The sequence below is a fragment of the Sphaerochaeta pleomorpha str. Grapes genome (assembly GCF_000236685.1).
Taxonomy (GTDB): domain Bacteria; phylum Spirochaetota; class Spirochaetia; order Sphaerochaetales; family Sphaerochaetaceae; genus Sphaerochaeta; species Sphaerochaeta pleomorpha.
On record NC_016633.1, the window covers coordinates 1360324 to 1383073 of the forward strand.

The 22750-nt window shown below is 42.3% G+C and carries 24 protein-coding genes; 16 read left to right on the forward strand and 8 right to left on the reverse strand.

Annotation, left to right across the window (positions count from 1 at the left end):
- Nucleotides 1–267: 267 nt before the first annotated feature.
- The 3 genes from SPIGRAPES_RS06190 to SPIGRAPES_RS06200 are packed head-to-tail and all read left to right on the forward strand — an operon-like array spanning nt 268 to nt 3921.
- Entirely contained in the window at nt 268–2238 is a 1971-nt protein-coding gene (locus tag SPIGRAPES_RS06190; RefSeq protein WP_014269910.1) for an AAA family ATPase, read from the forward strand.
- A complete protein-coding gene (locus SPIGRAPES_RS06195; RefSeq protein ID WP_014269911.1) occupies nt 2225–2890 on the forward strand; it encodes a hypothetical protein in 666 nt (221 codons plus the stop codon). The genes SPIGRAPES_RS06190 and SPIGRAPES_RS06195 overlap by 14 nt, the downstream gene beginning before the upstream one ends.
- Nucleotides 2887–3921 carry a hypothetical protein gene (locus tag SPIGRAPES_RS06200; RefSeq protein WP_014269912.1) on the forward strand — a complete coding sequence of 345 codons (1035 nt, stop codon included), beginning with the start codon at nt 2887–2889 and terminating at the stop codon, nt 3919–3921. Before SPIGRAPES_RS06195 ends, SPIGRAPES_RS06200 begins: the two co-directional genes overlap by 4 nt.
- A 1-nt stretch (nt 3922) precedes the next feature.
- On the opposite strand, the gene SPIGRAPES_RS06205 is transcribed toward SPIGRAPES_RS06200, so the two are convergent.
- From SPIGRAPES_RS06205 to SPIGRAPES_RS16490, 3 genes are all read right to left on the reverse strand, one after another.
- On the reverse strand, nt 3923–5221 hold the full coding sequence (locus SPIGRAPES_RS06205; RefSeq protein ID WP_014269913.1) for a DNA methyltransferase: 1299 nt from the start codon (nt 5219–5221) through the stop codon (nt 3923–3925).
- Between the two features lie 117 nt (nt 5222–5338).
- Complete coding sequence (locus tag SPIGRAPES_RS16485) at nt 5339–6073, reverse strand: hypothetical protein (RefSeq protein WP_014269914.1); 735 nt, start codon at nt 6071–6073, stop codon at nt 5339–5341.
- A 143-nt stretch (nt 6074–6216) separates the two neighbouring features.
- Complete coding sequence (locus tag SPIGRAPES_RS16490; protein ID WP_172635066.1) at nt 6217–6927, reverse strand: LexA family transcriptional regulator; 711 nt, start codon at nt 6925–6927, stop codon at nt 6217–6219.
- A 288-nt stretch (nt 6928–7215) separates the two neighbouring features.
- Between SPIGRAPES_RS16490 and SPIGRAPES_RS06220 the strand changes: the two genes are divergently transcribed.
- Both SPIGRAPES_RS06220 and SPIGRAPES_RS17565 read left to right on the forward strand, forming a co-directional pair.
- A complete protein-coding gene (locus SPIGRAPES_RS06220; RefSeq protein WP_041384490.1) occupies nt 7216–7401 on the forward strand; it encodes a helix-turn-helix domain-containing protein in 186 nt (61 codons plus the stop codon).
- Nucleotides 7402–7499: 98 nt separating this feature from the next.
- Nucleotides 7500–7640 (forward strand): helix-turn-helix domain-containing protein, encoded by a 141-nt coding sequence (locus SPIGRAPES_RS17565; protein ID WP_081468754.1) that lies wholly within the window; start codon nt 7500–7502, stop codon nt 7638–7640.
- Nucleotides 7641–7885: 245 nt separating this feature from the next.
- On the opposite strand, the gene SPIGRAPES_RS06225 is transcribed toward SPIGRAPES_RS17565, so the two are convergent.
- From SPIGRAPES_RS06225 to SPIGRAPES_RS06235, 3 genes are all read right to left on the reverse strand, one after another.
- A complete protein-coding gene (locus SPIGRAPES_RS06225; protein ID WP_014269916.1) occupies nt 7886–8533 on the reverse strand; it encodes a head GIN domain-containing protein in 648 nt (215 codons plus the stop codon).
- Between the two features lie 287 nt (nt 8534–8820).
- Nucleotides 8821–10650, reverse strand: a complete 1830-nt coding sequence (locus tag SPIGRAPES_RS16495) for a S8 family peptidase (RefSeq protein ID WP_172635067.1) — start codon at nt 10648–10650, stop codon at nt 8821–8823.
- A 199-nt stretch (nt 10651–10849) separates the two neighbouring features.
- Nucleotides 10850–11086, reverse strand: coding sequence for a hypothetical protein (locus tag SPIGRAPES_RS06235; protein WP_014269918.1), 237 nt, complete (start codon nt 11084–11086; stop codon nt 10850–10852).
- A gap of 570 nt (nt 11087–11656) precedes the next feature.
- Between SPIGRAPES_RS06235 and SPIGRAPES_RS06240 the strand changes: the two genes are divergently transcribed.
- Both SPIGRAPES_RS06240 and SPIGRAPES_RS06245 read left to right on the forward strand, forming a co-directional pair.
- On the forward strand, nt 11657–12454 hold the full coding sequence (locus SPIGRAPES_RS06240; RefSeq protein ID WP_014269919.1) for a hypothetical protein: 798 nt from the start codon (nt 11657–11659) through the stop codon (nt 12452–12454).
- Between the two features lie 173 nt (nt 12455–12627).
- The gene (locus SPIGRAPES_RS06245) at nt 12628–13647 is read left to right on the forward strand and encodes a ketopantoate reductase family protein (RefSeq protein WP_014269920.1); all 1020 of its coding nucleotides are present in this window, start codon (nt 12628–12630) and stop codon (nt 13645–13647) included.
- Here SPIGRAPES_RS06245 and otnK read toward each other — a convergent pair.
- Together otnK and SPIGRAPES_RS17430 are read right to left on the reverse strand one after the other, a co-directional pair.
- Nucleotides 13636–14871, reverse strand: a complete 1236-nt coding sequence (gene otnK, locus SPIGRAPES_RS06250) for a 3-oxo-tetronate kinase (protein ID WP_014269921.1) — start codon at nt 14869–14871, stop codon at nt 13636–13638. The two genes, SPIGRAPES_RS06245 and otnK, sit on opposite strands and share 12 nt — an antisense overlap.
- A gap of 162 nt (nt 14872–15033) precedes the next feature.
- Nucleotides 15034–15165 (reverse strand): hypothetical protein, encoded by a 132-nt coding sequence (locus SPIGRAPES_RS17430; RefSeq protein ID WP_281047910.1) that lies wholly within the window; start codon nt 15163–15165, stop codon nt 15034–15036.
- 290 nt (nt 15166–15455) lie between these two features.
- Between SPIGRAPES_RS17430 and SPIGRAPES_RS06255 the strand changes: the two genes are divergently transcribed.
- The 9 genes from SPIGRAPES_RS06255 (at nt 15456) to SPIGRAPES_RS06290 (ending at nt 22740) form a co-directional block, all read left to right on the forward strand.
- Nucleotides 15456–16688, forward strand: a complete 1233-nt coding sequence (locus SPIGRAPES_RS06255; protein ID WP_014269922.1) for a lysophospholipid acyltransferase family protein — start codon at nt 15456–15458, stop codon at nt 16686–16688.
- Nucleotides 16685–18112 carry a sodium/glutamate symporter family protein gene (locus tag SPIGRAPES_RS06260; protein WP_014269923.1) on the forward strand — a complete coding sequence of 476 codons (1428 nt, stop codon included), beginning with the start codon at nt 16685–16687 and terminating at the stop codon, nt 18110–18112. The genes SPIGRAPES_RS06255 and SPIGRAPES_RS06260 overlap by 4 nt, the downstream gene beginning before the upstream one ends.
- Before the next feature lie 137 nt (nt 18113–18249).
- Nucleotides 18250–18507 carry a hypothetical protein gene (locus tag SPIGRAPES_RS16985; RefSeq protein ID WP_041384492.1) on the forward strand — a complete coding sequence of 86 codons (258 nt, stop codon included), beginning with the start codon at nt 18250–18252 and terminating at the stop codon, nt 18505–18507.
- Entirely contained in the window at nt 18477–18722 is a 246-nt protein-coding gene (locus SPIGRAPES_RS17570) for a hypothetical protein (protein WP_081468756.1), read from the forward strand. The genes SPIGRAPES_RS16985 and SPIGRAPES_RS17570 overlap by 31 nt, the downstream gene beginning before the upstream one ends.
- Nucleotides 18723–18961: 239 nt before the next feature.
- Nucleotides 18962–19855: an ABC transporter ATP-binding protein gene (locus SPIGRAPES_RS06275; RefSeq protein WP_014269924.1), complete on the forward strand. Its 894-nt coding sequence runs from the start codon at nt 18962–18964 to the stop codon at nt 19853–19855.
- Nucleotides 19852–20637 carry a hypothetical protein gene (locus tag SPIGRAPES_RS06280; protein WP_014269925.1) on the forward strand — a complete coding sequence of 262 codons (786 nt, stop codon included), beginning with the start codon at nt 19852–19854 and terminating at the stop codon, nt 20635–20637. The genes SPIGRAPES_RS06275 and SPIGRAPES_RS06280 overlap by 4 nt, the downstream gene beginning before the upstream one ends.
- The gene (locus SPIGRAPES_RS06285; protein WP_014269926.1) at nt 20627–21013 is read left to right on the forward strand and encodes a GntR family transcriptional regulator; all 387 of its coding nucleotides are present in this window, start codon (nt 20627–20629) and stop codon (nt 21011–21013) included. Before SPIGRAPES_RS06280 ends, SPIGRAPES_RS06285 begins: the two co-directional genes overlap by 11 nt.
- Complete coding sequence (locus SPIGRAPES_RS17130) at nt 20997–21167, forward strand: hypothetical protein (protein ID WP_014269927.1); 171 nt, start codon at nt 20997–20999, stop codon at nt 21165–21167. Before SPIGRAPES_RS06285 ends, SPIGRAPES_RS17130 begins: the two co-directional genes overlap by 17 nt.
- Before the next feature lie 409 nt (nt 21168–21576).
- Entirely contained in the window at nt 21577–22740 is a 1164-nt protein-coding gene (locus SPIGRAPES_RS06290; RefSeq protein WP_014269928.1) for a COG1470 family protein, read from the forward strand.
- The last annotated feature ends 10 nt before the right edge of the window (nt 22741–22750 follow it).

A 22750-nucleotide genomic window follows, 5' to 3' on the forward strand; every position in this document is an offset into this window, starting at 1 on the left:
TCCGTTGATTTGGGTTCATGTTAAGATTTGACTTGTAACGAGTCCAGATAGCTCTGTATTCGATGTAGGCTATCAAACTATGGGGGGTATTGGTGTAATCTATAGGCCTCAGGATCCTAAGGCGTCGATCATGCAAGTAGGGAAGGGCTTTGTCTAGTTCACAAAGACAATATCAACTATAAAGCTCAAAAAATAGCTACTATTAGAATATTTATCCTTGAATTCTATAGATATCGAATTATAATATCCTTGTTATCAGGAGTTTCAATGCTTAAAGCGAATGCAATTAAATTTCCTAGTCCAATCAAAATGCAAATTACAAATTTTACCTTGTATAAACAAGATATTAATTATGATTTTGTGAAAGGAATAAACTTAATTATAGGAGGAAATGGGACTGGGAAAACAACCTTCATCAATATTCTTAAATTTGCCTTGATCGGGCTTTACAAAAGTGAATTTATAATACGAACTTATAAAACTGCAAAAATCGAAAGACGAGACCATTATCCGTACGATTATTTCTCTAGCAGGATGCGAAAAGATAAAGTTTGTTCAGATGCGAAGGTATTGTTAGAGTTTGCTGTAGGAGACACAATATTCACAATAGTGAGGAATCTTTCTAGTATAACTCTTGAAAAAGTTATGATAAGAAGAAATGGTGATATCACAACTTTAGATGGAAAAATCATTGATCAAAAACAATATGATAAACTAATTAATAATGATGAACGTATCGGCACTTTACAATACCAATATGAACAAATTCTTGTTGCTGAAACCGAATTATCAAGTTTTGAGGATTTGATACTATTTGTCAACGACTTGCTTATGTTTGATGAACGTCGAAAGACTGTGTTATGGAATTCACACTTTCAGACAATGCTGCTGAGTCGATATTTTAACGATCCAATATTAAGCCGACGTTTTGATGAGCTTCAACGCGATGCAAAATATAATGATAGCTTGTCAAGACATAAATCTGAAGATGCGAGAGCTGTAAAAAAAATTCTCGATAGCTATTCGCTGGATGCGTTATCTTTATCGGAATCCGCTTCTTTGGAATTAAGAACTTCAATATATAATCTTATAGAAAAAGTGAAGGATTTGAACGATGAAGAAAAAAAAATCCTTTACTCCCTGAAATCCTTTTATGGAGATCAAGCTAGGATAAGACAGGACATTGATGAAAAGGAATTCATATCAAGAAGGTTGTCAAATACACTTTCACAAGAATTCTGGCAGAAATTGAATTTAAAATATGAAGACTATTCACGGATGATTGATGAACTAAAAACATGTCCTATGTGCAACAATCCACTCCCTGATGATTTTGAAAAATCTGTCAATCACTGCTTCCTTTGTGGTAGAAAGTTAATAGATGATGATGAAGAACTGTCAACAGAGAGTTTGATAACTGAAAACGCAAAATTGGACGCACTAAGGTCAGAACTCATTAATATTGAAAAAGCTATTGTCCAAGCCGAAAACAAACAAGATCAAAATAAAAAAGAGTTGCTCAATCAAAAAGTATTACTTAATAAGCAACAAATCCAACTCTACAGTATTGAAAATAGTAGAAAAGAAACAAGAAACGAATCCCAGCTTGAGTACGTGAAAAAACAATATGATTCTTTGCTTCTTGAACGAGATAGATTTAAGGATATTGCTATTCGAAAGGACAAAGAAGCAACTATTATTGCATTGACGATCGACGAGCAAAGGATACAGATTACTAAAGAGCTATCAAGGTATTTCGAATCTTACGCTTCACGATTTACAGGAATCGCTTCTTGCTATTTAAAATATGGAAAAGATGAAGATGATATTAAAAGATATATTCCAGTAATTGGGAATATTGACAGGCTTTTTGAAGAATCGCTTTCTGAGTCACAAAGATTTTTCATCGATCATTCATTCAGAATGAGTGTTCTAGAATATTTTTACTTTGCTCCAAGTTTTTTTATCTGCGAAACTCCTGAAAGTAGCTTAGACCTTTCCTATGAAGAAAATGCAGCGCGAATTTTTTTGCAGTATGTAAATCGACCTAATGTATTAATTTTGACTTTAAACCTTAATAACAATCAATTTCTACGACATATTATCAAAGATAGGTCACATAAGATAAATTACCTAAATCTGTTGAAATTGGGATATTGTTCATCTGTTCAAGAAAGTAATCTTGAATTGTCACAGATTGCGATCGAAATCGAGGAATCTATAAATGGCAAGCAATAGTCTTCAACCTAATGGGAAAATACTCGAAGACATTTTCTCGGTATTGTCCCTTGGCAATGAAGTAGGTTGGACAACAATATCATTGATGAGTACGATTAGAATTATTTATCTCGCATCTGTGTCATATACATTCACACATGGGGTAGGGAAAAGTAGTCCATTTTCGATTGACTATAAGTTTTCCTTAAGTCTACGAGGTCCTTATTGTTCAGATATTGATAAAGCATATATTTTTCTGGCTGCAAATGAATATATTGCAAGAGACTCGGAAAAGAAGGATAATTTTTTAATTCTTGATAAGAATTTCTTTCCAAAACAAAAGAAAATTGAATCCTCCCCAGGATATGATAAAAAACGAAAAGAGTGGCTGAAAGTAATAGTTTATATCCTTGCTTTATATGGTGAAGATAAAGTTTACGATTTTATTTTTAGAGACCCAGAATATTATGAAAAAGCTGCTTCTAATCAATTCAATCGATTATTAGATTTAGATATTAGCAATAAGACCATACAAATACTAAATGAATTTAAAGAAGCATTTGAATCAACCCTTGACGTTAAAATACTAGCTCAAATCTCTGACCAGCGTTATCTAGAGCTCTATTTTGAGTATGTTTTTGGCAAGATACTGAAAGGGGAGTCATATAAATGAGTTCTTCAAGCTTTTTAGATGATATTGGTCAAGCGCCTCTTAGTGAAATTTCTGTCTCTGAGACAAAAAAAATTGATATAATCGTGAACAAATTAAATAGTTTCTGGAATAATAATTCATCTAGAAGAATCTTATATTCAATTCTTTTGCCAGATGAAATTGAGAGTCTAGACCTAAGTTCAATATTTTCTAATTTGCCCATTGTCGAGAATCAACTTGGTACATCTAATTGGTTTGAATTTTCTTGTGATGGACGGTATCAAAAATCTGAAGAAGATTTTACCAACGACAAAGAATGTGAATTTGCTGAATATTCAAAGGGTCATAATATGTGTCTTTTCTTTTTTGGTTTTGAGGGTGTTGACTTTTGGATGAATGGAATTAAGAAAAAGAAAAAAAATAGACTATATTCATACAATGACCTTAAACTATATAATAAAAAATTCATGATAAATGACATTGAAAAGGTATTTGGAGATTACAATCAATTTTATCTTTCACAGAAGACAAACGTCACGAAATTTTTTGAATCAAAACGGTTTCATGATGAAATTAAAGATACAACATATTCAATCTTGAAAAATAGGCCGGAAAACCTGATGAGAGATGATCTTAAAAATTATCTGAATGAACATGTCCAAGGTACATTTAGTATTGAGTATAAATTGAATTCAGGCAATTTGGTAGATATTTATACTGAACAGGGTGGCAATGAATTATATATTCTTGAAGTCAAATGGCTAGGAAAATCGATTTGCAATGGAGCAAAATCTGAGTATACAATCTATGAGGGAAAAAGAATTAAAGAGGGAATAATTCAAACCCTACAGTATGCACAAGAGATCGTTGATACAATGAATCCCGAATCATTAAGACAAGCCTACTTAGTGGTTTTTGATGCACGTGCAGACCTGCGTCGAAATCAAATCGATATTAGTCAATATTCAAATGATAAAGAAGAGTTAAAAGGATATGAAAAAATGTTTTCGATACTTCCTATTCTAAAACTAATCAATTCACATCCTGCATAAATTATTTTTTTTGCATTACTATAACACTTTCTACAAGATGGGTAACACTATTTTTCTGCTGACCACTCGATTTCATATTTCTGGCAATACGTATTTCGCTTATTGCAAAACCTGATAATTCAGCTAATTCAGCAATTATTTCATCAACGGGAATTACAATACCAAAATATGCCGAATTCCCGATATTTAAAAAAACCTGTCCACCTGGTTTCATTTTTAAAAAGAGATTATCAAGTAAAATTTTCAAATCTGAAAAATACCCATTAATCATCTTGAGAATATTTTTATTCCAGAACTCTGCTTCATGAATTTCAATACTATGATAAATTCTTTTAAAGGTTGGAACGGAAATTAACTCCAAATCTTCCCACGAAACCTGTACATGGGATTTTAACGTTGTCGCTCTGAAAGCTCGTTCAGCTTTAAGGTTCGTAAAGTAACCAAGAACGCGCAATTCATCTATATAACTATCTGTGTAATCTCTAGAATTCAAGTATGGAGGTGAAGTAATGACCAAATCAATTGATTCGTCTGGAAGTGTGGTTATTAAATTTAGTGCACTGCCTTTAAGGCAATACTCCCGATTTGACACAATTAGATTTTCATTATTTTGCTTCTCAAGTTGGATGATATCAGGTACGAATATAGTTTGTATTTTTTCAGTAAAAAGTTGGTGGACCTCTTGTCTATCAACGACAGGTATATCCTTCCAGTTTTTTTTATAGGAAAGGCATTTTCCATTTCGATACATATTACTAATGGGGATTAGAATTGATGCAAGGGCAATCCTAAATAATCTTTGGTTGTTCAGATTGTCAATTTTAGAAAAAGCATAAATCAAATCCGCGATACCTGTCATAGTAGGTAAATTATAATGCCACCTGTTAATTTCCTCTGATTGAACATAGTATTTTGATTTTGGAAACGTAATATAATTATCAATATCCTCAGGTGTTGCTATCAATAATTCATTCAATTTATCGAGATCATTTAAAAGACTCTTACTCTTATAGGTAGTCGTTAGCTTTGCGTAAGATAATTCATGCATAAAGGGTGATACTTCAAAGCTATAGCATTTCATTTTCTTGTTCTGAAGAACCAATGGAGTGGTTCCGCTTCCAGAAAAAGGATCAAGACTACATTGGACTCTATTCAAATCAACTTCTTCAAGGATTGAATCGATGAACTCTTTTGAATATCCTTCCACGAAAGGATACCACCTATGAATTGGTTCATGTTTGTTGGTATTAAATTGCATTACGGCACCATAATTCTCTGAATAATCTGTATGTTTAAACATGATCCCATCCAATATGCGTAATAAAAGCTTTAATATAAACTAATCGGCCCAATCTTACCACCATTTTGTCTGATGATATAGAATATTTAAAAAACGATAGAAAGTTGTTGAGCGAAATTATTCAATTGGATTGAAATCTATACTGATTATATCTTGTGGCGGAATTGCTTTACCCCTTCCATTGTAGCAATAAAGGTTAATAAATTCTCTTCTCCTTCTGTAATAAATATATTGGAGTACATTGTTTATATAATCATCATTGTCTAGATCGCTTAGTTTGGCTCTAAAAGTAACAATACATGGAACAAGAAGTCTAGATATCAGTGGCATTATATCTTGCTTATAGAGTTTCGAATACTGCAGGCAAGCATCCTGAATGAATTCTGGTTCTTGTAGATAATTGTGGATATGTGCTTCTGTTGAGTGAAAACCATTTTCACGTACTAGCATACCACACGGGCCTTCGTTATAAAGACCCACATATGTATGAATACAATGTTCTAGATTTTCACTGATGGATTTATCGATACTTGCAATTGCCTTAAGGATACATTCCCAAATTGTTGATTCAGCTTTAGATCTATGAAGTAGCCCCTGGCTATATGAGTTCTCGGGAAAGGTCCTTGTGAAATGGAACCAATTAATCTGTTCAAAAGGAATCGAATCAATTCCTTCCATGAACTCGTCAAAAAGTGAATCTTCAAAGGGTTGTTCAATGTCATTTTTCGAAATGCCATATGTGTCTATGTTGGCAATTCTCTTAATAATTTCTTCTGGTGTTTTTTGTATTGAAACTGAAAGAGAATGAAGCGCACTTTCATATGAAGAACAGTCAAGCACAATAGTTTTCATATTTTTCCTCATAATTATTCAGAAGACATAGTTAATATTTCGATTGTATTCACCGACTAATTGATCAAGCAGTATTATGAAATGTACTTTTTGCCCAGTACTCAAAACTTTTATTGCCCTTCAAGCGTTATGAAGGGCTTTCGCTAATATGGATGGCAATGTACCCATCCTACTACCTTCCCTAAGATCATCAGGTTCTCATTAGTCATCAATATTTCTTCGGTTGAGTAACGGGAGTTTTCACTATGAATGAATATCTTCTGTTCCCCGGATCTGAATTCCAGGCGTTTGACTTTCAGATCACCGTACAGGGAAATAACATATATCCCATTCTCACTGATATGATGCTGCGCAAAGAGAACCATGTCACCTTCGAAAATCTGCACCCCGGTCATAGAATCACCTTTGACCGATACCGCAACCAATGAAGTAGGATCTATACCCCTTGCCATTCTCTCCAGAATGCGCACGTAGCCGATATATTCGGAAGGTGGTAGGAATTCTTGTCCTGGGCCAGCGGAAACTCTCTGGGGGGCAATAGGGACTAGAAGGGTTGGCTCTTCATTGTAATGGGGGATAAAGGTTCTTCCATTCGGAGACTGAATCGGTTCAACTGGTTTTTCTTTTGCAAAATCATCATCAGGAAGAGTAATTTCTTCTCCCGTGATTAAAAACTCTGTTGTTGTCAAAAAAAGCTGTGCAATCAAGAGACAAATATCACCGGTTGGGATGTATTTCCTTCTCTTCCAATCCTCAACAGTTCTAAGACTCTTACCGATTTTTTCGGCAAATCTATTTTGAGAAATTCCCTGTAATTCCCGTAAGGAGTCCACACGATCCCAGAACTTATTCATGTGCATAAAATATTCCTGTTTTTTCCTATACCACGATTATACAGTTATGATTTTATGATTATCAAATAAATTGTTGATAAACCACGTAAAAACAGTGTATTTTGGAATTAGAATACCACAACAAACGGTAAGTGAAGCAAAGAAGTACGTTGCAGAACGTCCGGTGTTAACTCTTTCTCGCCTATACGAGCAAGCGGTACTCGAATTCATTCAGACTCACAAAGAAATAACTAATGCTCATAACAATAGCTGACATAGCCGAGTGCAATCAAGATAAAGTATGCAAAAATGGATTTTCCAAACCGCCTTACAACAGTCAAAGAAACAGCTGAATTACTTTCGATTTCAGATTGCAAGGTAAGGGATCTTATTGCCCGCCCCAAGACCAGTCATGACTACCTTCCTTCTCATCACATTGGGGCAAAGGTAGTTCTTGATCCTGCGGAAATCAAGGAGTGGCTTTCACAACGGTAGAGGTCCGGCTTAGCCGGTTGATTTTTCACATATATAAAGGTTTGCAATTTGAGTGGTGCGGGAAACCGCACCATCCATTCACAAGAGACGGAGGGCTAATGCTCATAACAACTGCTGATGCAGCCAAGCGCCTTGGAGTAAATCGCAGGACGGTACTCCTCTGGATCCAAACAAGAGGAATACCTGCTTACAGGTTCTCTGGATGCTGGCGGATTGATAATAACAATCTAGAGAAATAGATTGGAGGAAGCAATGTAATATTGTTTTATGAGAAAACCTGAAGGTCTTTCACTTAAAAAGTCTTGGTTGACTTGAGAATTTTGCAATCACCATCCCAGAAATCAAAGAAAAACCATCCCCTGAATTGCCTGGTTTTCTCAGGCCCTTTTCCATTACTTATAAGCATGGAGATTCTGCCAAAAATAACAATCCCGGTCATTTGGCCTTTGTCCCCCATTACCAGATTGTAAATCAGATTTGTAAGTTACTTACGATCTTCACCCTTCTTGACTGTACTTGCCCCGGTTGTCTTTACAGTCACCTTGGGTTCGCCCCAGTAGACCAACTTCCCTGCCCCAATAACAGAAGCATTCAGTTTCTCTTTCGCCTCAATCTCAATCCTACCGGAACCATTCATTTTGACCGAACATCGCTCGGCAACAAGGTGCCTTCCTTCAAACCGCGCAGCGCCAGTGCTGACTATTCGTAATTTGGAAACATTACCTTGCAGGGTAATGGATGAAGCTCCATGCAAAGCAACCTCCAATGATTCTGCGGTCAAGGGATCTGAAAGAACAGTTCCTTTCCCATTGACATTGACTGCTTCGATTTCGGGAAGCGTGATGTCAATACGACCCTTATCGGTTTGAAACAGGAACCAGAGGCTTCTCAATAGACTCCAATGGGAAAATCCCATATGCAAAACCCTGCCTTTGACTTCGGTAACAAAGAGATCGAAAAGCCTCTCATCCATGGTTATTACAACTTCTTGGGGTCCCTGATGCAAATGGACCGTACCAAGCCCATTGAGCGTGACAGAAGAGAACCTCGGCAACGTACGGACCTGTCTCTTTCTCTTATTTGAACCAAAGTCACCTGTAGCAAGAGCCAGAAGCATAGCAACACGTTTCATGGATAGACTCTCCTTACCTTACAAGAAAAGTACCTGTCTCCCTTTTTAGAATCCATCAGGAAACACATCTTGTCTACCCTCAAAGAATTGGAAAACAAAAAAATGCAGAAGACAGGCTATCCATTTCTCTTATTCACTGGGAAAAAACGTGGCATCTGTACTCAAAGAACAAGAAATGCCACTGCTGTTTTTTTGATGGTACGAGATGCTACCAACACAAACCCCTTTGCTTTTCGTTAGTCAAGCAAAGGGGTTCTCTCAGATATTCGAATTAGGATCTGTCTGTTTTAGGGAGTATACCTGACAACCAGTGTATACACACCTTGGTAACCAGAAGCTACCGTGTAGGAAAGATCCAGCACATTAGGCGCATTTGTTTTGCCAGAGGTAACTACCTGTCCGTTCGCATTCTGCAAGGCAAGGCTATATGTCCCTGTATCTTCTGCAGGAGTGTGCAAAGACAGGGAGATGCTCCCTGGAGCGGCAGAGAAGTTCCAAGCAGCTGCAAGGACACTGGTATCGGCGAAGGAAGAGGAAACAGAGTCTGACACCTGATATACAGCAGGCTCAGGATCTGGCTCAGGTACTGGATCTGGATCTGGCACTGGATCTGGAACTACATCCCCTGCTATGGCCTTCATTGGCTGGATAACACCATATTTCCCGAGACCATAATCAGAACGACTTGTCTCAGCCGTATCACATATCCGGTTGTAGAGTTCCGTTGCCGAGAATGAAGGATTCACCGATTTAAGCAGAGCAGCCAAGCCCGCAACATGAGGCGAAGCCATGGAAGTGCCAACATAGAAATAATACCCAGCCTGTCCGTTGACAATCGTCTGCTGGATGATACCATCGGTGGTAACTATCCCGTTGGGAAGCGTTATGGAGGGCATAGAATTGTTAGCATTCAGGCTACCGCCATAGGCCATCACATCCACCCAGTCGCCATAGTTGGAGTAGCTGGAACGATTGGACAGGTTGGAATAGCCAACTGCCCCTACCGAAAGAACTGAATCGATGGCAGCCGGATAGTTCTTTGTAGTAACCCCTTCATTCCCCGCAGAAGCCACTATGAGAACCCCATGTTGCTGGGCATACGCACAAGCATCGATTTCAGCCTGGGAAACCTCAGAACCGCCAAGTGAAAGGTTTATAATCGAGGCTCCATTGTCTACCGCATAGCGAATCCCTGCGACCAGAGCCGAAACAGAACCGCTTCCATCCGAGGCCAAAACCTTTATAGGCATGATAGAGACCCCAGGGGCAATGCCACTGACACCCTTCCCGTTGTTGGTCGACTGTGCAATGGTACCAGTCACATGGGTACCATGGCCTCCATCATCTGTTGGATCATTGTCATTATTTACAAAATCATACCCACTCACAAAATGAGTAAGGGCAAGGTCATCCAGGCTCTGGTCCACCCCAGTATCGATAACGGCAACAATGACTGAGGAACTTCCAGTGGTTATGGAACGCATCTGGGGAAGATCGATAAACCCTGTCTGCATGTTCCACTGGCTGGTGTAATACGTGTCGTTCGGAGCCGCAAACGCTTTCCTACGATAATCGGGTTCTACGTAGGCAATTGCATCAGAAGACAGAGACGCATTCAAGTCATCCTTGATGGATTTTAGGTTATAGGAGGAACCTTCCTTATATTGCTCCAAAAGATTGGCAGGAATCTGGACCTTGTCAAAAGGAAGATTCTGGACAACCGAGGATGCCCTTTGGTCCAGGAACTTCCAGCCAAGGCTTTCCCCAGGTCTCTGGTCCCTTGCCGTTGCTCTCTTCGCATTGGAAGAAACCTCAGAGGAATCCTGTACGTACCCTATGATAAAAGAATCCACAGGCTCATCAGGGGTAGAAGATCCTGTAACAAAGGAAGTGACTTCTCCTAGGACCTCTAATAAGGGCGAAGAAGCTACCGAACGGGAGGACAAAGAATCAGAGGATACGGCAGCTGCCTGTAAGGAGGCAGAGGCAACGTAGGAAGACCAAGTACCTGAAAGAGAAAAACTCGTCGGGGTTGTCGGACCACCATCACCAGGGAGAGTCCCTCCATCGGAGGGGAGAGACACCCCGTCTGCACATCCTACAAGAGAGGAAAACATAAATACAGCGGAAAGTAAAAGAACCGAAAATATAAGAAAAGATCGGACTTTTTTATTCGATTTGGTTATTGATTTTTTTTGCATAAAAGGAGGTTAACAAAAGTTTTCAGAAAAGTTAATCCCTTTGCCCAAATAAAATTAAATGTCACCTACAGCCAGATTTTCCTAAGAGAAATACCACCTTAAGCAAAACAGAAACTTAATAAATCGCTCTCGGGTTCCTTACGATAGTATTAACTCTACTCTCAGCAAAGATTGGCAAGAAAGGACCTGCCTTGCTCTGCTTACCCCTGCGGATTAACCTTGCAGAACTGTGGATATACCACACCATCTGTCTGTTGGATTTTTCGTTTCCCCTTGCTGTTGCCCCATAGCCATAGTGCTGGAGGAAGCTCCCAGAGACTCCCGTAAAGACCAAGTATACAATCTTTCCCATACTGTTCCCTTGTCTATATAGGTATGTCCTAGAGGCCCCTGTTTTAGCCATACTCACGAAAGCAGGTTCATCTTCCCCGTGGTTACATAAATCATTGATGAGTACTTGCTATCCCAATGCAAGAAACATCCAGGCGTATTAAAACTTCCCTGGCGGAAACAGGAAAACCCATGGAATGGGATTACCTATTTTTCCGGACTACCCTGCTTCCCGTTCGTGAGCGGCAATAGCTTCCAGAGTCTTTACTTTTGGCTGCGTCACGTGGTTTTCATCAGGAACCAATGGAAACCAATGATTGCGAGAAAAAGAATGAAGGGAATTATTAGTAATGCGATAGCCATTATGGGGCTATACCTATAGACTATCCTAGCTGCTGATAGTACAAAGGGTAATAGAAATAGGGTCATAAAACCCATTTGTTTCATCTGGGACACAAAAGCCTACACCATATATCGAGAAAACAACTTTTTTCAAAATCCTATTAAATCACTTTGTATTTATCTTGATTCAATCGATAAATACATATACATTTAATCATCTGTTCATATATTTCAGTTTAGGAGTTTAGTAATGAAGAAAAGCATCAACGTATTACTTCTTGTTTCAATTGTGCTTGCACTTTCCTTTTCGATCATGGGATGTTCGAAACCAGCCCCTGTCGCACAGGCTCCTGCAGCCCCTGCCGCAAAAGCCCCAGTTTCCGACGGCTCAGAAGATTTGAAAATCGCTTATCAGGTTAACCTTGCAAAAGAAGACATGGACAACTATTTCTCCTTCACCGGTAACATCCGTTACATGGCTGTAGAGAAAGACCATGCTGATGCCGTAACCGGTGCTTCAGCCCTTGGTTCAACGCATCTTTTCCAGGCTTACCTCTATGATGTAGAAGGCAAGAACACTTTGTCCAGCGGACTTCGTGGCTTGTTCCTTTTCGGTGTTAATCCTTTCTCCCAGCTCACTGGTGACGCACTCAATGCCTCCAAGGCTAGCGATGGCACAATTACCATCCAGTATGCCCACCGTGGAACCGCTTACCGCATTGTCACTGACAAGACCGGCAAGCTCTCCTTCCCCAACGGGACTTTTGAGCAGAGAGCAATCGGCTACATTGCAGGTAGCGCACCCCAGGTCATCAGCAAAGATTTCTCTGCTGACGGAACCACCGCAACCATCGACTGGGCCAAAGTATGGGACAGCAAAGTTGCAAGCGGTACCTTGGTAGACGACAAGTCAACCAAAAAGACCGGCGATATCACCAGAAGTGCTGATAGTGCCGATTCAATGTACTATTTCGATGGATCTTTGATGGTAACCCTCGAAAACGACATTCTCGGAATCAACGGTTCCTTGACTGCTGTCGGTCGTTAAGTTCTCAGAACAGAAAATACCATGGAGGTCTTCCCAAATCGGGAAGGCCTCTTTTATATTCTCCGATAAAGAACATTTTTCCCGGAAATGTGATCGTACGACTCTCTAGCTCTCTGGATTTACCAAAGCTTGCCATTCTATACTTGTGGGAAATTGCCAGGGGGAACGAAACAGTGAAAATTGCAATATATGGGGCCGGGTCTCTGGGGATTATCCTTGGGGCCTATCTCACAAAGGGTGGGATCCCTGTGGACCTCATCAACAGAAATGCGCTCCAAGTAGAGGCATTGCGTCAGCAAGGTGCCCAGGTTGTAGGATCAGCGCAATTCACTGTTCCTGTCTCAGCCCTATTGCCAAGCGAGATGAAAGAACGCTATGACCTCATTTTCCTCATGACCAAGCAATTGGACAATGAACGGGTCGTAAGAAACCTTATCCCGTTTTTACAGGATGACGGGGTTCTGTGTACCATGCAAAATGGATTGCCTGAGCTGGGTATTGCAAAAATTCTTGGAGAAAGCCGTGTCTTGGGCTGTACGATTGCATGGGGTGCCACCCTCGAAGGGCCTGGGGTTTCACGACTCACCTCCGAACTCGATACGCTTACGTTCAGCCTTGGCAGCCTGACCAGGAAAAAAGACGATGCATTGCTCCTCGAGGTTAAGGACATTTTGGAAAAAATGGGTCCAGTACACATAGAAGAAAACTTTCTGGGGGCTAGGTGGGTAAAACTGCTGGTCAACTCAGCGTTCAGCGGAATGGCTACGGTTCTTGGCTGTACCTTCGGGGAAGTTTCCCAAAACAAGAAGGCCAGGTTGTGTGCCCAGAGGATTATCAAGGAATGCATCGATGTAGCAAGGCAAGCAAACATCACAATTGAACCAATCCAGGGAAAGGATGCAGTAAAGCTATTTGACTATGCATCAAAGCTCAAACAAAAACTATCCTTTTTCCTCATTCCCTTTGCCATGAAAAAGCATAAGAATCTTAAACCAAGCATGCTCCAGGACCTGGAGGCAGGCAAACCCTGTGAGGTAGACGCTATAAACGGAATAGTCTGCATGTATGGTAAAAACGTACAGGTCCCAACCCCCTATAATGACTTGGTAGTAGAAACTATCCATGCGTTTGAGCAGGGGAAGGGAAAACCTGGGTTCGAGAATCTTCAAAGCTTTGAAAAGCTACAACACTAAGTCAGGGGAAGCGGTCATCTTCTGGGCCTTCCTGAAGAAATCGACCTCCCCGAAGTTGCCAGATTTCAGCACAAGCTGGAAGGCTTTGTCCAGTGACCTGACCCAGGGTACCCCAGGGTCTATCTTTGGCCCGATCTCAAAGCCTTCCACGGCAAGTGCAGCTACAACCACAGCGGAAGTCTCTCCCCCTGCAACAATGAAGTTCTGTATGCCTTGCTTGGCAAGAAGCTTGGTTAATGCACTGAAGGTTGCCTCAATTGCAGGCCCTGCGTTCCCTGCTTTATCCGGTTGCTCAGTTGTAGCATAAACGAGGGGAGATAGCTCCCCTGCACTCTGGGATAGCACCCAAGAGGCAACTTCTCTGGCATACTGGCTGTTATGCAGGCACTCGTGACTATCCAGAAAGAAGGAAGGTGCATACTTTTTATACTCAGCTACCTGCTGGAGGGTGCACACAGAACAGGAGCCTGCAATAACCACACCCTTTCTTCTCTCAGGGATAAAAGGAGAAAAGCCCTTGGAGGAGGCTATCTGACAGGCAAGGGGAACAGCAAGCCCCGACCCTCCGGTCAATAAAAGGAAATCGTTTGTTGCCTCAGCTATTGAGAAAAGGTCCTGCTCATTCAGGGCATCAACGATAAGGTAGTTCGCCCCTGCTCTTCGCTCTTCTTCAATCCGTTCTCGTATCCTTCTTGGACCCTGAGCAATATCCTGATAGAAAATATGCGAGCAAACCCCTTTGCTTTGGCCTTCCATCAAACGGGACAGCTTTGCATCGGCCATGGGGGTGACCGGATGGTTTTTCATCCCCGATTCATGTAGCAACTGATCATGGACAAACAAATACCCTTGGTAAACCGTTCTCCCATTCACTGGAAGCGAGGGACAGATAACGGTCTGGGAAATCTGCAGATATTCCAGCAAAGCATCGATTACCGGCCCGATATTTCCTTCATGGGTAGAGTCGAAAGTAGAACAATATTTATAGTAAAAACGGGTACATCCAGAACCAATAAGGAATCTGAGAGCCTCGAGGGCTTGGTGTTTGGCCTCTTCCACAGGGCAAGAGCGAATCTTCAAGCTGACTACGATTGCCTCGTGTCCTTCCCTGGCTTGCCTTGCAGGGACTCCATTGAACATTACTGTGGCCATTCCGTTATCTGCCAAAAACCCTGCCATATCGGTAGCACCTGTAAAATCATCAGCAATTACCCCTAAACGCATAACAACCCCTTTTAGCGATAGTAGCCTTCTGCAAAGGAAAAAGACAATCCCCAGTATTCACTTCATTTGCTATATATATACAGACACCAGGAGACTCCTGAGGGAAGGACAAGACACAGCACCCAGGTTAGGCTTGAGCTTTGCCGCTTTGAGGCCCAAGCATCAACGATTTTTGAAAGTCTTTACCATTGCAGGGACTACCGGCGAACAAAGCTCACGATAACTAAGAAGCTTTTTGACAACCTCTGCATTCCCCCTTCGGCTGTCCAACGCGTCTGTTACCTCACTATCCATTACCACCCCTACCTGCAGGGAAGTTCAGTTGGCTAATAATTCATTATATAGAATGATTTTTGATTAAAAATCATGAAAACAGCATGGCTTTTAAAACAACCAGAACCTAGGGAAAAACATACAAACCAACAGCAGGAACAAAATTCCTCCAGGCCCTGATGTATTTCGATTGACAGCAATACAGTTGACCAACTTCTGAGCAAACAAACCCCTGTAATGTTTTCAGAATTTTCAAAACGGTAGACAGTTCAAATCCCACATGGTATAGTTTTCTTACGGAAGAGGGCAAAGTGTCGAAAACACCACTATTTATCAAAATCGCTCGCCCAACCTATGGGGCTTATTTATTGCGCCGAAATCATGTTGAAACGGTAGGAATGGAACTGCTTTCCCAATTGAAAGGCCCATTTCTGGTTCTTGGAAACCATACCCATACCTTGGATGCCTTTTTTATTTCGGCAGCATCGCCTGTACATATCCGTTGGGTAGCAGGTGCCTATCTGTTCAAACTCCGTTTCGTCAAGACTATGGTAAGCAGATGGATCGGGGGAATCTCGAAGCAACAGGGAAGAAGTGATTTCCAGACCATCAGGGATATCTCAGCTGCCCTAAAAAACGGAGAAGTCGTCGGCTTGTTTCCCGAAGGGACTAGGACTTGGGACGGAGAGCCGGTAGGCTTTGACGAAGCAACGGCAAAGCTTGTAAGAATGTTCAAAGTACCGGTAGTTATCGTAAACCTCGAAGGCGGATATCTTTTGAAACCCAGATGGTCCGATACAAGTCGCAAGGGAACGGTTACCCTACGGGTACTCCCTCCCCTGATGCCAGAGACTATCAAAACCATGAAACTTGCTGAGTTAATGGCCTATTTGCAACAACATATCGGGTTCTCACACCAAGAATGGCAAAAGAAAACCCATAGGCCTTTCAAAAACAAAGCCAAGGCAAAGGGATTGGAACGGGTCCTGTACATCTGTCCCGACTGTGGCGCCAAAAGCAGCATAAAGACTGAGAAAAACCTCATTACCTGTACCCATTGCAATATGACAGTACAACTCGACGAATTCGAACAGTTTGTTTCAATAAAAGGAAACAATACCTTTAAGAACCTCCCCCAATGGCATACGTGGGAGATCGGCCAGTTGCATAACCTGGTTTTGACAGCAAAAAAAGAAACCCTGCTATTCCCTCCCGACAGAGGGGTCTTACTTCAAATAGGATTAGGACAAACCTTAGTGACCCTTAGCAAAGATTTTGAAGTTACCCTGACCAAAGATGCAATAACCATCCACAGGCAGGATCGCAATGATTCCAAGATCATGGGCAATGAGGAAACCATCGTTTTCCCGTTTGACAATATCCAGTCCATGATTATCAATGCGAAATCAACCATCGAGCTTTATCGTGGCGAAGAACTTTACAGGATCCGAATAGAAAAAGGCTCTTCCATCTTAAAATACACAGAAACCTATGCAGCAATAAAAAAACAAATCCAATCTTTAAAATCAGGGGTGTGCACATGAACTGGAACTACATAATACATATTGGCATCATTTCCTTTGCCTTGCTTTTTGCAGCCCTGCTGCGTTCACGTATTCGTTTTTTCCAACGCTTCCTTATGCCCGCACCCATCATCGCAGGGTTGATCCTGCTTATTTTCTACAACTTCATTACCCCCTATTGGGGCCTTAGCAATGCCTTCCTCGGAGAAATGGTCTACCACTTGCTGAACCTCTCCTTCATAGCCATGCTGCTACGGGTAACCCCAAGCGAGAAAAACAGGGTAAAAGGGAAACGAATGTTAGCCGAGAACGTAACGGCCGTCATGGGCCAATATGGGCTACAATGTACCCTTGGCCTCTCCGTTACCGCTTTATTGATAGCAACGGTGAAACCCGACCTGTTCCCCGCAATAGGGTATTCCCTTCCCATGGGCTTTGAACTTGGACCTGGACAGGCTTACTCAATCGGGACAACCTGGGAGAAAATGGGATTCGTAGGAGGTTCTTCGGTAGGGTTGTCCTTGGCTGCCATCGGCTTTTTACTCGGTAGCTTCGGTGGGGTTATCCTCATAAACCAAGGTTTGAAACGGGGATGGATTGGAAAAGAATACCGGGACAAGATCAACAGCAAAAGCGTCAGGACCGGATTCTTCAGCAGGGACCAGAAAGAGAGACCCATCGGCTCGTATCTCTCTACCGATGGGGAATCTTTGGATACCCTCAGCTATCATATCGCCTTGGTTATGCTCACCTACCTTATTAGCTGGGGTTTTCTCACCGGCCTAAGCGCTTTGCTCTCCCTCATCGGCCCTATCGGCACAGAATTGGCAGACAGCCTCTGGGGAATCAACTTCATATTCAGTGCCCTTTGTGCAATCGCTGTAAAACTCACCATGCGTTTCTTCAAGGTCGATACCACCATTGACAACGCTACTTGTAACAGGATAAGCGGGCTCTCGGTAGACCTTACCGTCGCTTCGTCCCTTGGTGCCATTTCCATCGTTGCGGTGCAGGGCTACTGGCTGCCTATTTTGGCCTTGGTCCTTGCAGGCGTATTGGCAACCGTTTTCATCCTACCCTGGTATTGTTCCCGGCTTTATGACGATCACCAGTTCTACCGGATGCTCCTCATCTACGGGACAGCAACGGGAACACTCCCGACCGGCCTTGCCCTGTTGAGGGTAGTAGATCCCGATTTCGAGACTCCGGTGGCTACCGACTATCTGTATTCGGTTGGAATCGTATTCATGCTGGCAATCCCTATCATTCTCACCATCAACCTTCCGGCTTTCAGCGTTACTAAAGGAAAACCAAGCCTTTTTTGGCTTGCACTAGGAATCTCTGCTATATATCTGCTTGTTTCCTTTGTTTCCTATGTGTTCCTTGCAAAGAAAAAAGCCTTTGCAAATGCCAAAAAGTTGTTCTACATGGATAACCGGGAATAGGCAAACAGTAAAAACTTTTAAAAATATTGTGGATTCCCTTTGTATAGCAGGGGAAGATACTTCTGGAGGCAAGGTTTTATTTGACCTTGCCTCTGATTATCTAAAGGCAGGGGAAAGCAGGGAACAAATTATATGCCATGATTTTCAAAAGAAAATCCATGTGGAAATACAATGAAACCCTACATTTGAGTGAGGCTGAAATAGCTGAAATCGAAGCAGCGACAAAACGCATCGTACCGCTTATTGAAACTATTTCCGTTCGGTTTACCATAGTAGAAAGGAGTAAGACTACTGCCAGACAGGGCAAATACTGCCTTCTGCTGTATAGCGATATCTCCTCAATGCAGGCTACCTCTTGGCGCAAATGGACCTCTTTCTCGCTTCGCACAACCTAGGATCGCTTTGGTACGCCCTTGCAAAACCTGACCAAATGCAAGTCGGTGGACTTGCGTATGTCATCATGCTAGCTTTTGGCAAAAGCCAGGAACAAGACTTCCGAAAGAACCTGTCCGATTTCAAGCGAAAACAACAGCATCACTGTCTATCGCAGCACAAGTGTCAAATCCTTCATTCCAGCGAGCAAACCACCCTACTACAATTCCATCGATAGGGGAATATGCTTATGTTTTCTGGAAATTTCCTTGGCAAAAACAGGATATACATTTACGAGACATCTTTCTGACAATGAAAAAACTGACGGACAATTGGTTGAGATTGCGAACTACAAGATTGGCAAAACAAAAACTTTTTAAGAAGAATATACAAACTGAATCGCGGAGGGCTCTGGACAAACTTTTGTTTTTAGTGTATTAGTTAACTAGTGCACTAGATTTGACAAGGAGACACTACATGACCAATAAGGTACTATCAGAATCTGCAGGCCTGGGACAAGGTCCTCTGGTTTCAATGCAGAACCTTAGTTTCAACTATGGGAAAAAATCTGTTTTCTCCCATCTGGACCTGACTATAGAAAGTGGAAACATCTATGGGTTACTCGGAAAGAACGGTGCGGGAAAGACAACGCTGTTAAAGTTACTCTCCGGACAGCTGTTCCCCTCTGAGGGGACAATAACCTCGCTCTCATTCGACCCCACCAAAAGAAATCCAGACATGCTCAAGGAAATCTTTTATCTACCGGAGGAATTCCCCCTGCCCAAAATGAAGCTGAAGGAATACCTGGCAATGAGGACCCCTTTTTACCCTCGTTTCGACCATGCCCAGTTCGAGACCTATTATAAAAACTTCGAACTTGACGTAGACCAGAACATTAACGAACTTTCCTTCGGACAAAAGAAAAAGTTGTTGCTTTCCTTCGGTCTAGCATCGAATACGGCTCTACTCATTCTTGACGAGCCTACCAATGGACTGGACATTCCCTCAAAGAAACAGTTCAGGCAGACCGTTGCCTCGGCTATGACCGAAAATAGAACCTTCATTATCTCCACCCACCAGGTGAGAGACATGGAAAACCTGATCGACCCTATTATCGTGTTGCATAACGGAGTGGTCATCTTCAAAAACTCAGTCGATTCGGTTACCGATAAGTATGCACTCCACCTTTGCCAGAAAGAACCTACTCCAGGAGAAGCTGTCTACTCGGAAAAAGTATTGGGTGGCTGGATGGTCATGCAGGAACGTACAGATGAAGACAGCCAAATCCCTATCGATTTGGAAACCCTTTTCAACGCAGTAATAGAAAACCCCAAGACCTTTGGGTCTAATCTATCGGGAGGTGTCCAATGAGATTCCTATATGTAGCGAACCGTGAAATCCAGACACGGAAAAAAGAACTGGCAATCTATGCCATTACCGTTATCCTTATCATGCTCGTCAATGAAACAGCAAGCGCCATCTATTCCCGCTATACGGGAAACCTGACCCATGAGACCATCTATTCAGGGTTTTTCCCTGGGCTTTTATTCGTTGGTGGCTTTATCCTTACGAGTCTGGTCTTTGTAAACGATATGTTCAGCAAAGAACACCAGAATGAATGGCTTATGTTGCCTGCCACTTCCCTGGAGAAATTCCTCGCAAAAGGAATACTGACTGCATTTGCCTACCCTGTCGCACTTATACTGGTAATGACCATTGCTTCAGTCTTCATCGAGGCACTCATGCTGCTTTTCTTTGGAAGCCCGTTTACGATGTTCAACCCGTTAGTATCTGAGGTGGGTTCCCAGCTTGCCATGTATTTTGTCTGGCAATCGGTGTTCCTCCTTGGGGCAACCTTGTTCCATAAAGCCCATTTCATCAAGACAGTTCTAGCCTTGTTTGTTTTGGCCATTGTGATGGGGCTGCTGGGAATGCTGTTCGCACGGATCTTTTTCCCGCTTATCACCGGCATTTCCCCCTTCTCCAGAACTATCTCTTTTTCATTCTCTTCCGTCCAGCGAATTGAGGATGTAGCAGGTTTACGAGTATTCATTACCCTGGGAAAGATCATCTACTATGCAGTGCTCCCACTCTTCTGCTGGGTTACCGCCTACTTTAAGGTTGAGGAGGTCCAAGCAACCGATGCAGTTTAATACACGATTACCTATATATATCCAGATTGCCGGATATATCCACGACCTGATCCTCAATGGGACCTGGGCCGATGGCGAGAGAATCCCCTCGGTGAGAGACCTGGCAGTGGAACTTGAGGTTAATCCAAACACTGTCATTCGTACCTATGCGATTCTCCAGGATGAAGGAACCTTGGACAACCAGCGGGGAATCGGGTACTTTACCTCCCCCCATGCCCGGGAGCTTGTCCTTCAGAAGAAACGGGAACAGTTCATCAAGTCGGAACTGCCTTCGCTATTTACCTCCTTGGACGTACTGGATATTCCGTTCAAGGAACTGGAAACCTATTATGAGACTTTCAAAAAGGAACAATCAAACCATGAAATCAAAAAATAAAACCAAAAAGAGCACAAAAATGCTTATCGGTGCGGGAATTTTTCTCACTGTCTACCTTTTGGTCTCCATACTCTTCGGGTCTACGGTAGTGAAGAAATATGGCGTTGCCTCAGTCTCCTCAAATCATTTCAGCTATTCGTTCACAAACTTCTAGACAGCCGATCGGTGAAGTACAGAAGGCTCCTTTGCAAGAGGTGGCTCCCTTTGAGTCACCTCTTTTTTTGTTCCTCCAAAAAAACTGATGGTTCTGAATCTTTTCCATACTATTTCATAGTAGTCCTTCAAGGATGCAAGATTGCCACATGTTTTTTATTTTCAAGGCATTTAGATCTGTATCCATGTCATTATTTTGCCATATGTGACAATTCTGGGAATTTTCCATGGCAATCGTGTTGGTTTGAGTACGTTCTTGATAAAAATAACAAAAAACTAAGCATTTTCCCTTTTTTCAAAAATCAATTTTGTTTTAGATATAGCATTATCATAACATATGTCGTTTGACGGATTTCTCCCCTCTCGCTATCGTTTTTCCAGATTGTTATTTCAGGAGGAACGTATAGAAAATGAATAAGCATTTAAAAACCTGCTGGATAGTCTTGGCGGTTCTTCTGCTTGGACTTACCCCTCTTACCGCGGCTTATGAAGGTCTTTCGGTTGCAACCTCATATCCTTCGCTGAACGTCAGTGACACTGATATGATTGTCTTTGACTTGACGGTTAAAAACTATAACTTGACTCCCCAGAGAGTAGATCTTGCAGTTCAGGGCCTTCCCGCAGGCTGGGAATACCAGTTTGTTGGCGGTGGTGCTTTGATCAACGCCGTATTCGCAGAGCCGGACCATACCGCTTCCGTCCAACTCTGGGTAATACCTACCAAATCGAACACAGCCTCTTCCCATGACTTCACTGTAGTGGCAAACGGCGAAAGCAACGCAACCTTCTCGCTTCCCCTTACCGTTACCCTAGGCCAAAAACTCCCCCAACGCCTGGCTCTCGATACTGAATTACCTACAATCAGGGGAAATGCTGACACCGATTTCACCTTTGAGGTAACCTTGCATAACAATAGTGCCGCAGAAACCCTTATCGACCTTGATGCCAATCTGCCCGAAGGGTTCTCTGCCAAATTTGCTGAGCAGTATGCATCAAAGAGTGAGAATACTCTCTCGGTAGCGGCAGGCGCCACAAAAACACTTAAAGTTACGGTAACCCCACCCCAAGGACTTGCAGAAGGAACCTATCCTGTCACCATCCTTGCCAAGGCGGCAAGCGCCAGTGCCAGCACCTCTGTAAATCTTGATGTCCAAGGCCAGGCAAGAATGAGTCTTAGCGGAGAAGGGGGCCTACTCAGTGGCAATGCAGTTGCAGGAAAAGAAACAGTCGTAACGTTGGAGCTGAAAAACTCCGGTACAGCAGATGCAAAGGATATAAAACTGTCAGCTTACAGCCCAACGAATTGGAATGTTACCTTTTCCCCTGAGAAAGTAGACCTTGTACAGGCTGGAAAAACCCAGACAGTAAAAGCAATTATCAAACCATCGGCACAAGCAATTACGGGGGACTACAATCTGACCCTCAAGGCTAATTCCAGTGCCTCGGGGACTGTTTCCACCCAATATCGTGTAACGGTAAAAACCTCTTCCCTCTGGGGAATCGTATCCATTTTGATTATCGCCGCGGCTGCAGTAATCCTGCTCCTATCTATCAGGAAATTCGGAAGACGATAAAACAGGAGGT